Genomic DNA, 14,098 nt, shown 5'->3' on the forward strand with positions numbered 1-14,098 from the left:
AGAGAGGAAGTCATGCGCACAGCCGTCTGTCTGCAGGGAGTCGACACTCCCGGCGAATTCGAGGCGAACGTGGCCGAGATCGATCGGCTGGGGTACGACGGGCTGTGGCTCACGGACTCCTCGCTGCACTCGCGCAACTGCTGGTCGTATCTGACGCTGGCGGCACGGGTCGCACCGCGGCTGACCCTCGGTACCGCCGTGACCAATCCGGTCACCCGGCATCCGGCGATCACCGCGGCGGCGGCCGGGACCGTCGCCGAGATCTCCGGCGGCCGGCTGATCCTCGGGATCGGCGCGGGGGACCGGCCGCTGCTGGCGTTGGGCCGCAAGCCTTCCCGGCTGGCCGATCTGGAGGCCTCGGTGCATGCCCTGCGCGCACTGTGGACCGGTGAGCACGTGACCGTCGATGCCGCCGGATTCGCGTTGCGCGACGCGCACTATCGCTTCCCGCCGGCCGCCGACATCCCGATCTGGATCTCCGCGACGGGCCCGAAGACCCTCGAACTGGCCGGGCGGGTGGCCGACGGCGTGATCCTGCTGGCGGGCCTGCATCCGGACGGCATCCGGTTCGCACTAGATCACATCGATCGCGGTGTGGCACAGGCCGGCCGGACCGCGCGGCCGGAGGTCACCGTCTTCGCCTACGGCGCCATCGATGACGAGGACGAGTCGGCCGCGTTCGCCGCCGCCCGCACCATCGCCGCGTGGTTCCCGCAGACCTCGCCGGTGTACTGCGAATTGGCCGGATTGCCATCGGATCTCATCCAGCGCGTCCGGGAACGGTACGCGGGCGGGGAATTCCAGGAAGCGGCCCGCGCGGCTGAGGAACTGCCGGACGAATTCGTGCATCGGATGGCGCTGGCGGGCGGTTCGGCCGAGGCACGCGGGCACATTCGTGCGCTGGCCGGCCTCGGGATCGATCACCTCACCGTCTTCCCGCTGGGCCCGGACCGGATGCGGACCGTGGCGCGCTTCCGGGAATGTGTCACAACGGAACTGGGCGAGCCGGCCCGCGAACCCCAATTGCAAGGACAGCCATGAGCAGAATCGTCATCACCAACGGCACGGTCGTCACGATGGACGACGACCGGCGGGTGCATTTCGGCGGCCACGTGATCATCGATGGCGACCGGCTGGTGGCGGTGGGGCCGGGCGCGCCGGAACTCCCGGCGGCTCCGGGCGACGAGATCATCGACGCCACCGGCATGGTGGTGATGCCCGGCCTGATCGACCTGCATTACCACACCGCCCTCGGCAAGGGTTTCAGCGATCACCTGCCGCTGTGGGAGTACCTCGACACCTGCTGGTATCCGCTGATCCGCAACCTCGATCCGGAGGCCGCGTACTGGGCGGCGGCCGCCAGCTACACCGAGTCGATCAAGTGTGGTGTGACCACGGTCAACGACATGTACCGGCGGCTACCGGATCTCGCGCGCGCGGCCACCGACATCGGCATCCGGGTGGTGCTGTCCAACGATGTCGCCCTCCCGGAACACCGGCTGGACGTCCTGGAGGACAACAAGGAGGCCTTCCATGCCGTCCACGGAACGGCCGACGGCCGCATCGAAGTCCGCGTCGGCATCGAATGGCTCCCGCTGGCGTCGCCGGAACTCCTGCGTGATGCGCGCGCACTGGCCGACGACCTCGGCACCGGCATCCATGTCCACCTCAACGAATCCCTCACCGAAGTCGAGGACAGCAAACGCCGGTTCGGCCGCCGCCCCACCGAGATCGCCTACGACGCGGGCCTACTCGGGCCGGATTGTGTTGCCGCGCATTGTGTCTGGCTCTCGGATGCCGAGATGGCGCTGATGCGCGAAACCGGCACCCAGATCTCCCACAATCCGACCTCGAATGCCAAGCTGGGCAACGGTATCGCGCGGCTGCCGGAAATGCTCGCCGCGGGTCTGAACGTCGGTCTCGGCCACGACGCCGCCGAATGCAACAACAGCCGTGACATGTTCGAGGTGATGAAGTTCGCGTCGCTGATGCATCGCGCGAACCGGGTGGACGCCTCCCTGCAACAGGCGCCGGACGTGCTCACCATGGCGACCCGCAACGGCGCGGCGGCCCTCGGCCACGACACCGGGCAACTCGCCCTGGGCCGCAAGGCCGATGTGATCCTGGTCGACACCCGCAACGTGATGTTCACACCGCTGAGCGAGGGCAACCCGGATCATCTGTACTCACATCTGGTATTCGCCGCCAACGGATCCGCGGTCGACACCACGATCGTGGACGGCCGGATCCTGATGCGCGGCCGCGAACTGCGCACGCTGGACGAGCGGACCGTGCTGCGCGAGGCGAACGCCGCCTTCGCCCGGGTGCTGACGAGGATCTGAGCCGATGTCCGTGCAGCACGACAGATCGCCCCCGGCGCCGCCGGGACCGGGACGCCGCACTATTCTCAGATCTGAGATCTCACCGCCGCGCGTCCGGGCCGTCCCGGCCGGATGCCGCCGTGCCGGTGGCAGACCGTTCGGGAGGGAACGTGACACCCACAGTCGACGACCAGGTGCATCGGCAGTTGAAGGACGCCGTCTACCTGAAACTGCGCGACGACATCGTCAGCGGCGAACTGCCGCCGGGAACCCTGTTGCGCGAGGCCGAATTGGCGGCGCGCTTCGGTGTCAGCAAGACGCCGCTGCGCGATGCGCTGGTCCGGTTGCAGAAGGACGGTTTCGTACGGATCCCGCCCTACCGCACCGCCGTCGTGGCCGGTTACAGCCGGGCGGATCTGCGTGAGATCTACGAACTGCGCGAACTGCTGGAGGGTGCCTGCGCCCGCCAGGCGGCGCTCGGCATCGGGGCCGACGAACTGGCCGAACTGGCCACTGTGGTGCGCGACAGCGCGGCGTGTGTGTCCGGCGGCGAGGTGCGCAGCGGCGAACAGGACCGGCTCACCGGACTGCTCGATCAGTTCGACCGGATCCTGTACGCGCAGTCCCGCAACGGCCGCATCGACGAGATCGTCGGCAACATCCGCAGCCACATCCTCCGGCTGGGCCGCCTGACCACCGGCATCCCGGGCCGGCTGGCCAAATCCGTGCCGGAGCACCAGGCGATCTTCGAGGCCATCGTGCAGGGCGACGGCGACGCCGCGGAACGCCTGATGCGCAGGCACATCCGATCGGTGATGGCCGATCAACTCACCACCATCGGTAACGACGCCGACCCGGACTGACCGACGCGTCCGGGCCCGGCTCCCCGAGCAGGAACGGACATCCATGAGCACACATACGGACACGCTGGTGATCGGCGGCGGCGCCGCGGGCCTGTTCTGCGCCTGGCGCGCGGCCGGCCGCGGCACGGTGATCCTCGCCGAAACCGGGCCCGACGCGGGCGATCCGCCGCCGGCCTGGTCGCTGTACGACTACCTGCTGCCGGACCCGCACTACCACCGGTACACCGACGAGACGACCGGCCGCGCGCTGCCGCAGGGCCGGGGCCTCGGCGGCGGCACGACCGTGAATTCGGCTGCCGCGCTGCGTGGTCAGCCCTGGTGCTACGACGACTGGGCCGTACCGGGCTGGAGCTGGGCCGAGTGCCTGCCCGCGTTCCGGGCCCTCGAGTCCGACCGGCAGTTCGCCGGGGACGCGTATCACGGTGCCGCGGGCCCGATTCCGATCACCCGGCTCGGGGCCGGTCCGCTCGACGAGGCGGTGATGGACTGGTGCGCCCACGCGGGCTTCGACCACGTCGCCGACCACAACGCCCCCGGCGCACTGGGTTACGGCATGTGGACGACCAATCGGCACGACGGCGGCCGCTGGGGGACCTACGCGGGCGTCACTCCCGCCGCCCGCGCCGCGGGCGTCGACATTCGTGCCGACACCACCGCGACCCGGCTGCTGTTCGACGGGAATCGGTGCACCGGAGCGGAACTGCTCGGCCCCGAGGGTCCGGTGACGGTACTCGCGGACCGGATCGTGGTGTGCGCGGGCGCCTTCGGCACCCCGGCACTGCTGATGCGCTCGGGTGTCGGCCCGGAACCGGTGCTGCGCGAACTCGGCGTGCCGCCGGTGTCGGTGCTGCCCGGAGTGGGCGCCAACCTGCAGGACCACCCGTGGTGCCTGCTCGATGTCGACGTCACCGACGTCGCCGCGATCGAGGCCCGGCCGGTCAGCGGCGCACTGCTGCGCTACGAACTCCCGGATCCGCGGGCGGCGCACGTGGAGGCCGAGATCTTCGCCTGGCAGGCCCGGCCCTACGACCCGGCGGCTCCGGCCACCCGCGTGTCGTTCACCGCGGCGCTGATGACACCGCGCAGCCGCGGCCGGTTCACCCTCGGACCGGGCGGACCGCGGGTGTGCACCGGACACCTCACCAACGCCGGCGACGCCCGGCACATGGCCGAGATCGTCACGCGCACTGCCGAACTGGTGGACGCGCTGGCCGCCGACGGTGTGGTCGCGGTGCCCGCGGACGCCTGGTGGCGAGCCGGCGATCCGGTGGCCGCGGCCCGCGCGGTGGTGTCCACCTACAACCATCACAGCGGAACCTGCCGGATGGGCGGCGCCGACGATCCGGCGACCGTGGTGACGCCCGATCTGAGCGTGCTGGGCACCACGGGCCTGTCGGTCGCCGATTCGTCGATCCTGCCGATCATCCCGCGGGCCAACACCACTCTGCCCTCGATGATGATCGGTTACCGCGCAATGGATCTCGTGGCCTGAGATCTCGGAGGCCGGATCGCGCCGCACGGTTGCCCGGGCGGCGCGACGCCGACGTGCCCAGCTAAAAGTGCTGCTCCGGACCATATTTCCATGATCGAAAGCGTGAACCGGCCGGTGGCGGGCTCGGCTGGAAACGCAGAAGTTACGCCGGAAGTCTTGCGTCGCAAAGTTCGTGCAGAAAACTGAGATCTCAGATCTTCACGACAGCGAACGCGTCGCAACGGATCGATGACCCACTCGAAACATCGAGGGAAGGCAAGACAGTGTCGGAAATCCACCACGGTGAGCAGAACGCGCTCGCCGCTTCCACCTTCGCCGGGCGCATGCCCACCGGCAGCGGCGACCTGGCGGTCGAGACCCACGGCATCGCACCGGTGCCCGAGAACAACCGGTACGGCACCGCCCGCCGGTTGTTCACGGTGTGGTGCGCCCCGCAGGTCAACATGACCGGCGTGTTCTCCGGTTCGCTGGCGATCACGTTCGGGCTGGGCTTCTGGCTCGGCCTCCTGGCGATGATCATCGGCACCGTGCTCGGCTCGCTGCCGGTGGCCTACCTGTCCACGTGGGGCCCGCGCACCGGCGCCGGCCAATTGCCCAACGCCCGTATGGCATTCGGCCCCCTGGTGGTGTTGCCGGCGGTGGTGCAGTGGCTGTCGTCGATCGCCTGGGACGGGCTGGTCGGCCTGTTCGGCGGGGAGGCGCTGGCGGTCCTGCTGCACATCCCGTTCTGGGCCGGTGTGCTGATCGTGCTCGCCTGCCAGGGCGTGGTCGGCATCGTCGGCTACGAACTGATCCACCGGCTGGAGGCGGTGATGACGGTGGTGCTGCTGGTCACCTTCACCGTGCTGGCGATCAAGCTGGCGACCGGCCACGAGGTGATCACCGCGCCGGCGGTTCACCACGGCGATCTGGCGGGCGCGTTCGTCCTGGAGATCACGGTCGCGTTCAGCCTCGCCATCTCCTGGGCCAGCTACGCCTCCGACTACAGCCGGTACCTGCCCGCGAGTACCCCGTCCAAGCCGGTGTTCTGGTACAGCTTCGCCGGAATCCTGCTGGGCTACATCGGGATCCAGACGGTCGGCATCGTGGGCGCGAAGGCGCTCGGCGAGGAGACCGCCGAGGGTGTGCGCAGCGTGATGGGTGGCGGCGTCCTCGGTGTGCTCGCACTGCTGGTGATCGCGCTGGCCTCGGTGGGCTCCAACGCCATGAACGACTACAGCGGCTCGCTGGCACTCCAGACCGTCGGCATCAAGGTGCGGCGCCCGGTGTCCGCGGTGGTGGTGACGGTCATCGCGTTCGCGCTGATCCTGTGGCTGCACGGCGGCAACGTCGCCTCCCGGTTCCAGAACGTGCTGCTGTTCGTGGGCTATTGGATCCCGGCCTTCGTCGCGATCATCACCATCGACTGGCTGTACCGGTCCCGCGGCCGGGTGACCGTGGACCCGGCCCGCGAGCAGACCACCCGGGCCGACGCCGTCGCCGCGGCGGTCGCCTTCGTGGTCGCGTTCGCGGTGGCCGTCCCGTTCATGAACACCAGCCTGGTGGTCGGCCCGGTGGCGTCCGCGCTGCACGGCGCGGATCTCGCCTACTACGTGAACTTCCTCGCGGCCGGACTGGTCTACGGCGGCTACCGGCTGTGGCGAGTTCGCTCCGCCGCCCCCGCCGCACTGCCCGGCACCCCGCTGGCCGAATCCGTCTGACCGCGCCGCGACCGGCCGTGGCGGATCCCGAACTCGTTGTCCCGCAATGTCTGTGAGGTATCAATGATCGTCACCGAACGCATCGAACCCGTCGCCGTGGACGTGATCGTCACCGGCGCATGGGTACTCACCCTCAACGCCAGGCGGGAGATCTACCGCCACGGTGCGGTCGCGGTGGCCGACGGCGTCGTCGTCGCCGTCGGCCACCGCGCCGACATCCTGGCCGGCCACCGGGCGGCCACCCTGATCGACGAGCCGGACGCCATCGTGCTGCCCGGCATGACCAACGGGCACCGGCACCTGCTGTGCTGTGCCAAGGGAGCGATGCCGGAGGGCGGCGGCACGCTGGCCGCCCTGCGCGCCTTCATCTATCCGTCGTTCGCCGCGCTCACCGAGGACGACATGCACGTCTACGCCCGATACGCGGCGGCGGAGATGCTGCGATACGGCACCACGCTGTTCGAGGAACCGGGCTGCAACCACCTGGAAGCCGTGCTGGAAGCGCTGGCGGACACCGGGATTCGGGCGCGCACCGGCCCGTGGACCTGGGATCAGGCCGGATCCGCCGGTCGCGACGGCTTGCCGGACTGGCTGCGGCTGGATGCCGACGCGGCCCTGGACCGGCTCGCCGAGGGTGTCGCGACGGTCCGCAAATTCGGCAATCCGCGCCTCCGCGACGCGGTCACCATCGAGGGGGTGGGCACCTGCTCCGACGCGCTCACCCGCGGCGCCGCCGATCTCGCGCTGGACCTCGACAGCCTGTTCGTGCTGCACAAATCCACCAGCGAGGCCGAGGTCGAGATGGAGTTGCGGACCTTCGGGGAGCGTCCGGTCGCCCACATGCACAGCATCGGCGCCCTCCACGACCGCGTACTGCTGAATCACATGACGAGCCTGGACGATCGGGACGTCGCGATCGTGCGCGACACCGGCGCCCGCATCTCCCAGAACCCGACCTCCGCACTGAAACTGGCCAAGGGCACCACCCGGACCGGCAAGTGGAAGGAACTCGCCGACGCCGGCGTGCCGATGGCCCTGGGCACCGACGCCGAGAACGTGTCCAACCACCAGGACATCTGCCGCGCCATGCAATTGGCCGCCCTGCTGCCCCGGGACATGCACCGCGACCCGAACGCCGTGACCGCCGAACAGGCCCTGGAGATGGCCACCCTCGGCGGTGCCACCGCCCTGCGGATGCAGGACGAGGTCGGCTCGCTGGAACCCGGAAAGCAGGCCGACATCGTCGTTTTCGACACCGACGACTACGACCTGGGCCCCCTGCACAATCCGGTCGCCAACCTGGTCTACGGCTCCACCGGGCATTCGGTGGACACCGTGCTCGTCGGCGGCGATGTCCTGGTGCGGCACAAGCGATCCACGCGCCTGGACGAATCCGCCCTGCGCGCCCGGGTCGCGGAGATCAACCATCGGGTGCTGCGGGAGATCGGCATCGATCCGTCGCCGCGGTGGCCGGTCCTGTGATCGGCCGTGCCGCCGCACGGGGTCCCGCCGGCGCGAGGCGAATTCACCCGTGAGGGGGTTCAGTCCCGGCGCGCCACGTCCGCGAATATCGCGCTGTCCAAGGCGTTCTTGAGGATCTTCCCGGACGGGCCCTTCGGCAGTTCGTCGAGGACGGCGAACAGCCGCGGCACCTTGTAGGCGGACAGCTGTTGTTTGGTCCACTCGCGCAACGCGATCGGGTCGAAATCGGCGCCGGGGCGCAGGGTCAGCGCGGCGGCGACCTCCTCGCCGTAGTGCTCGTCGGGCACGCCGACCACCGTCGCCTCGACGATGTCGGGGTGCCGGTACAGCACCTCCTCCACCTCCAGGGGGTAGACGTTGTAGCCGCCGCGGATGATCATCTCCTTGACCCGGCCGGCGATGCGCAGATCGCCGTCGGCATCGAAGACTCCCAGATCGCCGGTGCGCAACCAGCCTTCGTGCAGCGCCTCGGCGGTCGCCTCCGGCCGGTTCCAGTAGCCCTTCGTCACCACCGGGCCGCGGATGAAGATCTCGCCGGTCTCCCCGGGCGGCAGCTCGGCGCCGTCGAAATCGCGGATCACGATCTCGATCCCCGGCAGCGGGCGGCCGACGGATCCGGCCTTCGCCGGTCGATCAGCGGGCTGATACGTTGCGGCGCTGGTTGTTTCGGTGAGACCGTAGCCCTCGCTGATGGCGCAGCCGAAGCGATTCCGGAACGCCTCCAGCACTTCTCCGGGTAGTGACGCGCCGCCGGAGGATGCCTGCCGCAGCGAGGCGAAATCCGCCGGATCGATATCCGCGGCGGCGGCGTGCAGCATCGCGTTCCACATGGTCGGGACGCCGGTGATGAAGGTCAGCCGGTCGCGGCCGATCATGGCGAGCATCCGCTCCGGATCGAACCGGGACAGCAGCGACAGGCTGCCGCCGGACCGCATCGCGGTGCCCAGCACGCACGCCTGCCCGTAGACGTGGAACAGCGGTAGCGCGGTGCCGCTGCGGTCGTCGGCGGTGATGTCGAAGACCGTCCGGAACGCGTCCGCGCAGGCGAGGAAGTTGCCGTGGCTCAACTGGGCGCCCTTGGGCCGGCCGGTGGTGCCCGACGTGTAGATGATCGTCGCCGTGTCGTCGTCGGCGGTCGGGTGCGGCCGGATCGGGCCCGCCGCCGGGGGCAGGCCCGCCAGATCCGGGTGCAGCGCGCGGTAGGGGACGCCGAGGGCCGCGGCCACCCGCTCCGGCGCGGGGGCGACGGCATGCCAGCCGAGGACGGCGGACACGCCGGTGTCGCGCGCGATGTACTCCAACTCCGGTGCCGGCGACATCGTGTTCGCCGTGACCGCGATCGCGCCGGCGGCGTGGATGCCGTAGTACCCCGCGGCGAATTCCGGCACCGAGGGCGCCACGAACAGCACCCGGTCACCGGGGCCGATTCCGTCTGCCGTGAGCTGCGTGGTCACGGCGGCGACGTGCCCGCGCAGCTGCGCGTAGGTCCAGCCGGTGCCGTCGTCGCCGCGCAGTGCGATCCGGTCCGGATCATGATCGGCGTGCTCCCAGATGGCGGTGGCGGTGTTCGACATGCAGGTCACTGTACTCTCGAAGTTGACGCCAGGTTCGGAAGAATCTGAAAGGCACTGTGCGGCAGTCGAAACTACCCGGAGGGGTACGGTGGGTGGGTGTCCCTACCAGTCGGCGGCGCTTCCACGGGGAGCGCCGAGGAGTCCCGCCGTGTCCCGCCGCGCACCCGTCGCGGCGTCCGAACCCGTGCGGCCCTGGTCACCGCGGCCCGCGAGGTGTTCGAACGCGACGGATACCTCGATGCCAAGATCTCCGACATCGCCCGCGCCGCGGGCCTCGCGTCCGGGTCGTTCTACACCTACTTCGACGGCAAGGAGGAGATCTTCGCCGCCGTCCTGGAGCAGGTGCGGGACGAGATGCTGCATCCGCACATCCGGGAGCGGACCGGCGTCACCGATCCGATCGCGCTGATCGAGGCCGCCAACCGCGAGTACCTGATGTCCTACAAACGCAACGCCCGGCTGATGGGCGTGCTGGAACAGGTCGCTCAGATCGATGAGAACTTCCGGCAACTGCGCACCGAGCGGGCCGACGCCTTCGTGCGGCGCAACGCCCGGATGATCCGCATGCTGCAGGAGTCCGGGCGGGCCGCGGCGGACCTCGATCCGCAGGTCACCGCGCTGGCGCTGTCGGTGATGGTGAGCCGGATGGCGTACTCGGTCTTCGTGCAGAACCGCCGCATCTCCTTCGAGAAATTGCTGACCACGCTCACCCAGCTCTGGGTGAACGCCTTGCAGCTGCAACCCGAATCGGGCGGCGCATGACGCGTCCACCGCTTACTTGACTTCGAATTCGGATTCGTTGACGCTGGTGGGCGCCGAAGAGAGAGAAGGAGACAACATGTCGGATCCGGTCGTGGTGGTGGCGACTATCGTCGCGAAGCCCGGACAGGAAGAGGTCGTCGAGAAGGCCGTGGCCGCCGCTCAGGAGGCTGTGCACACCGAGCCCGGCTGCCTGCTCTACGCGTTCCACCGCAACCTCGGCAAGCCCGGCCAGTACATCATGGTCGAGAAGTGGGAATCGCAGGAAGCGCTGGGCGTGCACGGCAAGGCCCAGGCGCTGCGCGATCTGGGCGCGGCGCTGGCCGACGCGGTCGCCGCACCGCTGGATGTGCAGGTCCTCGCGCCGGTGCCGGGTGGCGACGCCACCCTCGGCGCGCTCTGATCCGGTCCGCGGGAACAGGTTTCGCGTGACGAAGACGCAGCAGGTGCGCTTGGCCCGGCGGCCCGTCGGGCTGCCCGGCGCGGACACCTGGACCGTGACCACCGAGGAACTGCCCGCGCCCGGGCCCGGGCAGTTCCTGGTGAAGGTCGACTACATCTCCCTCGACCCGGCCATGCGCGGCTGGCTCAACGACGTGCGCTCGTATCTGCCGCCGGTCGGCCTGAACGAGGTGATGCGGTCGGTGGACATCGCCACCGTGGTGGCGTCGTCGCATCCGGAGTACGCGGTGGGCGACACCGTCAGCGGCACCTTCGGGGTCACCGAGTACGCGCTCACCGACGGCGCCGGCGTTCAGCGGGTGGACCTCGCTGTCGCCTCCGGCCCGACCTGGCTGGGCGCGCTCGGAATGCCCGGCATGACAGCGTATTTCGGGCTGCTCGAGGTGGGCCGCCTGCAACCGGGGGAGACCGTGCTGGTCTCCGCGGCGGCGGGTGCGGTCGGCAGCGTCGTCGGTCAGCTGGCGAAGGCCAAGGGCGCCACCGTGATCGGGATCGCCGGCGGTCCGGAGAAATGCCGGGTGCTGACGGAGGAACTCGGTTTCGACGCCGCCGTCGACTACCGCGCCGAGAACGTCCTGCGGCGGGTCCGTGAGATCGCCCCGGACGGGGTCGACATCTACTTCGACAATGTCGGCGGCGACATTCTCGACGCCGCGCTGGCCAATATGCGCCGCGGCGCCCGGATCGTGCTCTGCGGCGCCATTTCCACGTACAATGCCGAGAAGTTGCCACCCGGTCCCAGCCGGTACATGTCGCTGCTCGTGTTCCGGGCATCGATGACCGGGTTCGTGGTCTTCGACTACGCCGACCGTTACGGCGAAGCGGTAGCCGAGATTTCGCGGCTGCTGTCCGAAGGGCGGATGACGGCCCGCGAACATGTCGTGTCCGGTGGGGTCGCCGATTTCGGCGACACGCTCGGCATGCTTTTCCGCGGCGCGAATACCGGGAAACTCGTACTGGCGCTGTAGATTCCGCACCGGAGGCAGGCCCCGACCGCGCCCGGGGCCTGCCTCCGGGCGCGGTTCCGGCTCAGTCGAGTCCGCGCAGGAATTCGAGCAGCGCGGCGGTGACCTCGTCCGGCCGTTCCTGCTGGATCCAGTGCCCGGCCCCCTCGAGCATCACCGTGCCCCGCAGATCGGTGAGGATCTTCCCCAGTCCGGCCAGCGGCGTGAAACCGATGACCGGATCGGCGGTTCCGGCGATGAACAGCGACGGGCAGTCGATCGTCGCACCCGCCAGATCCTCGCTCAGTTCCCAGTTGCGATCCAGATTGCGGTAGTAGTTCAGTCCACCGGTGAAGCCGGTCGCGGTGAACGTCTGGATGTAGTACTCGGCTTCGGCCTCCGAGAGCCACTCCGGCGGCGTGCCACCGGGTTCGGCCGTCAGGTCGCGGGCATTGAGCACCCCGTCCAGCAACAGGGTCCGCCGGATGTCGGCGGCCAGCGCGGCATCCGCGACCCCCGGCTCCTGGAACCACACCATGTAGAACTCGTCGCCGAGCCGGGACCGGAAGATCCGCAGCGGAGCCACCTTCGACCGCGGCGTGGCCGGCACACTGAGCCCCGCCACCGCCCGGACCCGCTGGGGGTACAGCAGCGCGAACTGCCACACCACCGACGCACCCCAGTCGTGCCCGACGAAGACGGCGTCCTCCGCCCCCACGGCATCCAGCAGCCCCGCGAGATCCGCGCACAGCGTCGGCATGTCGTAGTCCTCGATCCGCTCCGGCCGGGAACTGCCCCCGTAGCCGCGCATATCCGGTGTGAGCGTACGGAATCCGGCCTCGGCCAACGCGAAAACCTGATTGCGCCAGGAGAATCCGAGCTCCGGGAACCCGTGACAGAACACCACCAGCGGCCCGGAGCCGTGCTCGACGACACGCAACTCGATACCGTTGGTGGCGATGTTGTGACTGCCCAGTGCCAGCCAGTCGTCGACGATCGTTCGGCTCTCCACTGCTTCGTCACCTCACGGGTCGGCGGATTGCGGGGCCTCATTCAAGCACGCCCGCCGGGCCCGGCCGGACGCCGGTGTCGCCGTGGGATTCCGCAACGGCGTGCGAACGGCCATGATGGGTGTTCGGTGCGGTGCGGTACTCGCCGGACCGCCGTCCGGTTCGAGAGGTCGATGATGAAGATCGCGGAATTGGTCCGTCGCGGAGGATTTTTCGGTTCTTCGCCGTCGGCCCGCCGTGGCGCCGCGTCCGCGGCGGCCGTACTGGTGGTGGTCGCCCTGCTGGTGTGGTGGTGGTGGCCCGAATCCACGAAACCCGTCGTGCTGCACGCCGCCACGCCGGATCGAAGCGCGACCGTCACCGTCGGCAATCCCCGGCTGGGCTCCTCCGATATCGATATCGCACTGGCCGACGGGGACGGAAAAGCGGTGGCGGGCGCGACGATCCGGGTGGCCGCCGTCGAGGAGAGCAGCGGCGCCGCCGGCCCGCCGGTCACGGCCACCGCGACCGACTCCGGCCGCTACCGCGCCGCCGACGTACCGTTCACCGCGACCGGACAGTGGGAACTGCGAGTGCTCGTCGAGAACACCGTGCCCCTGATCCTGCCGCTGTGGATCGGTGACTGACACCTCGTCGAACCACGTTCCGGCCGGTGGGATCGCGACAAGCGATTTCGAAAATTCGGGAGTAGTTCGGCCGGTGACTGTCGCAAATGATTGTTGGATCGAACGAATCGGATTCCGCATATTCGGAAATGCTCGATCAGGACACGAGATCGGGTTCTGGAGTGGAGATCTCGCAGATCCGGCGGAGCAGGGCGGGGTTGTCGAGGTGGTCGACGTGGGCCCGGGATCCGCGAGTACGCGGGCCGACGGTGAGAACCGTCAGGCCCGCCGCGCGGGCGGCGGAGACGCCGACGGGGCTGTCCTCGATCGCCAGCGCGCGGTGGGGGGCGACGTCGAGCCGACGGCAGGCGGCGAGGTAGAGGTCGGGGGCGGGCTTGGGGGCGGGGACCTCGTCGGCGGCGATGGTCACCTGGACCAGGTCCACGAGGTTGCCGTGGGCGAGGGCGGCATTGAGCAGGGGGCGTGGCGAATTGCTGGCAATGGCAACCGGCATATCGCTCGCGGCCAGGGTCACGATCTCCACGGCGCCGGGCAGGGGAGTGGCGGCGACCGGTATGTGATCGACCATCGCCGTCAGCAGTTCCCCGGCGAGGCGACCGGCGTCCGCGCACAGGATCGAGGTGAGCACCACGGCCATCGCGGGAATGGACAGCCCGACGACACCCTCGTGGATCTCGTCCGAGCACAGCCGGCCCCGGCGCTGGAACACCGCGTCCAGGGCGTGCCGCACACAGGCGTGCGTATCCATCAGAGTGCCGTCACAGGCGAACACGATCGCGTCGGGGCGGCCGGGGATCATCGAGTCGGCCTGCTCCCGGTACGTCGGCAGATGCGAGAACCCCATGAGTTCCGGTGTCTCCGTTCG

The 14,098-nt window shown here is 69.6% G+C and carries 13 protein-coding genes; 10 read left to right on the plus strand and 3 right to left on the minus strand.

Annotated features, from left to right (window positions below; translation table 11 throughout):
- The first annotated feature begins 12 nt into the window (after nucleotides 1-12).
- From NRB56_RS06860 to NRB56_RS06885, 6 genes are all read left to right on the plus strand, one after another.
- Nucleotides 13-1,041: an LLM class flavin-dependent oxidoreductase gene (locus NRB56_RS06860; protein WP_153339705.1), complete on the plus strand. Its 1,029-nt coding sequence runs from the start codon at nucleotides 13-15 to the stop codon at nucleotides 1,039-1,041.
- Entirely contained in the window at nucleotides 1,038-2,342 is a 1,305-nt protein-coding gene (locus NRB56_RS06865) for an amidohydrolase family protein (RefSeq protein ID WP_153339706.1), read from the plus strand. Before NRB56_RS06860 ends, NRB56_RS06865 begins: the two co-directional genes overlap by 4 nt.
- Nucleotides 2,343-2,491: 149 nt before the next feature.
- A complete protein-coding gene (locus NRB56_RS06870) occupies nucleotides 2,492-3,184 on the plus strand; it encodes a GntR family transcriptional regulator (RefSeq protein ID WP_153339707.1) in 693 nt (230 codons plus the stop codon).
- Nucleotides 3,185-3,227: 43 nt separating this feature from the next.
- Complete coding sequence (locus NRB56_RS06875; protein WP_153339708.1) at nucleotides 3,228-4,676, plus strand: GMC family oxidoreductase; 1,449 nt, start codon at nucleotides 3,228-3,230, stop codon at nucleotides 4,674-4,676.
- A 323-nt stretch (nucleotides 4,677-4,999) separates the two neighbouring features.
- Nucleotides 5,000-6,376 carry a purine-cytosine permease family protein gene (locus tag NRB56_RS06880; protein WP_153340339.1) on the plus strand — a complete coding sequence of 459 codons (1,377 nt, stop codon included), beginning with the start codon at nucleotides 5,000-5,002 and terminating at the stop codon, nucleotides 6,374-6,376.
- A 63-nt stretch (nucleotides 6,377-6,439) separates the two neighbouring features.
- Nucleotides 6,440-7,858: an amidohydrolase family protein gene (locus NRB56_RS06885; RefSeq protein WP_153339709.1), complete on the plus strand. Its 1,419-nt coding sequence runs from the start codon at nucleotides 6,440-6,442 to the stop codon at nucleotides 7,856-7,858.
- A gap of 59 nt (nucleotides 7,859-7,917) precedes the next feature.
- Here NRB56_RS06885 and NRB56_RS06890 read toward each other — a convergent pair whose 3' ends face one another.
- Nucleotides 7,918-9,432, minus strand: a complete 1,515-nt coding sequence (locus tag NRB56_RS06890; protein WP_153339710.1) for a class I adenylate-forming enzyme family protein — start codon at nucleotides 9,430-9,432, stop codon at nucleotides 7,918-7,920.
- A gap of 96 nt (nucleotides 9,433-9,528) precedes the next feature.
- On the opposite strand from NRB56_RS06890, the gene NRB56_RS06895 reads away from it, so the two are divergent.
- The 3 genes from NRB56_RS06895 (at nucleotide 9,529) to NRB56_RS06905 (ending at nucleotide 11,621) form a co-directional block, all read left to right on the plus strand.
- Entirely contained in the window at nucleotides 9,529-10,194 is a 666-nt protein-coding gene (locus NRB56_RS06895; RefSeq protein WP_319942671.1) for a TetR/AcrR family transcriptional regulator, read from the plus strand.
- Between the two features lie 76 nt (nucleotides 10,195-10,270).
- Nucleotides 10,271-10,594 (plus strand): putative quinol monooxygenase, encoded by a 324-nt coding sequence (locus NRB56_RS06900; protein WP_153339711.1) that lies wholly within the window; start codon nucleotides 10,271-10,273, stop codon nucleotides 10,592-10,594.
- A gap of 25 nt (nucleotides 10,595-10,619) precedes the next feature.
- Nucleotides 10,620-11,621 (plus strand): NADP-dependent oxidoreductase, encoded by a 1,002-nt coding sequence (locus NRB56_RS06905; protein ID WP_319942672.1) that lies wholly within the window; start codon nucleotides 10,620-10,622, stop codon nucleotides 11,619-11,621.
- Between the two features lie 61 nt (nucleotides 11,622-11,682).
- Here the strand turns inward: NRB56_RS06905 and NRB56_RS06910 are convergent, their stop codons facing one another.
- Complete coding sequence (locus tag NRB56_RS06910; protein ID WP_319942673.1) at nucleotides 11,683-12,609, minus strand: alpha/beta fold hydrolase; 927 nt, start codon at nucleotides 12,607-12,609, stop codon at nucleotides 11,683-11,685.
- A 171-nt stretch (nucleotides 12,610-12,780) separates the two neighbouring features.
- Between NRB56_RS06910 and NRB56_RS06915 the strand changes: the two genes are divergently transcribed.
- Nucleotides 12,781-13,233, plus strand: a complete 453-nt coding sequence (locus NRB56_RS06915) for a FixH family protein (protein WP_153339712.1) — start codon at nucleotides 12,781-12,783, stop codon at nucleotides 13,231-13,233.
- 136 nt (nucleotides 13,234-13,369) lie between these two features.
- Here NRB56_RS06915 and NRB56_RS06920 read toward each other — a convergent pair whose 3' ends face one another.
- Entirely contained in the window at nucleotides 13,370-14,077 is a 708-nt protein-coding gene (locus NRB56_RS06920; RefSeq protein WP_153339713.1) for an HAD family hydrolase, read from the minus strand.
- Nucleotides 14,078-14,098 lie beyond the last annotated feature (21 nt).

It is taken from the genome of Nocardia aurantia (assembly GCF_009604425.1).
Lineage (GTDB): Bacteria > Actinomycetota > Actinomycetes > Mycobacteriales > Mycobacteriaceae > Nocardia > Nocardia aurantia.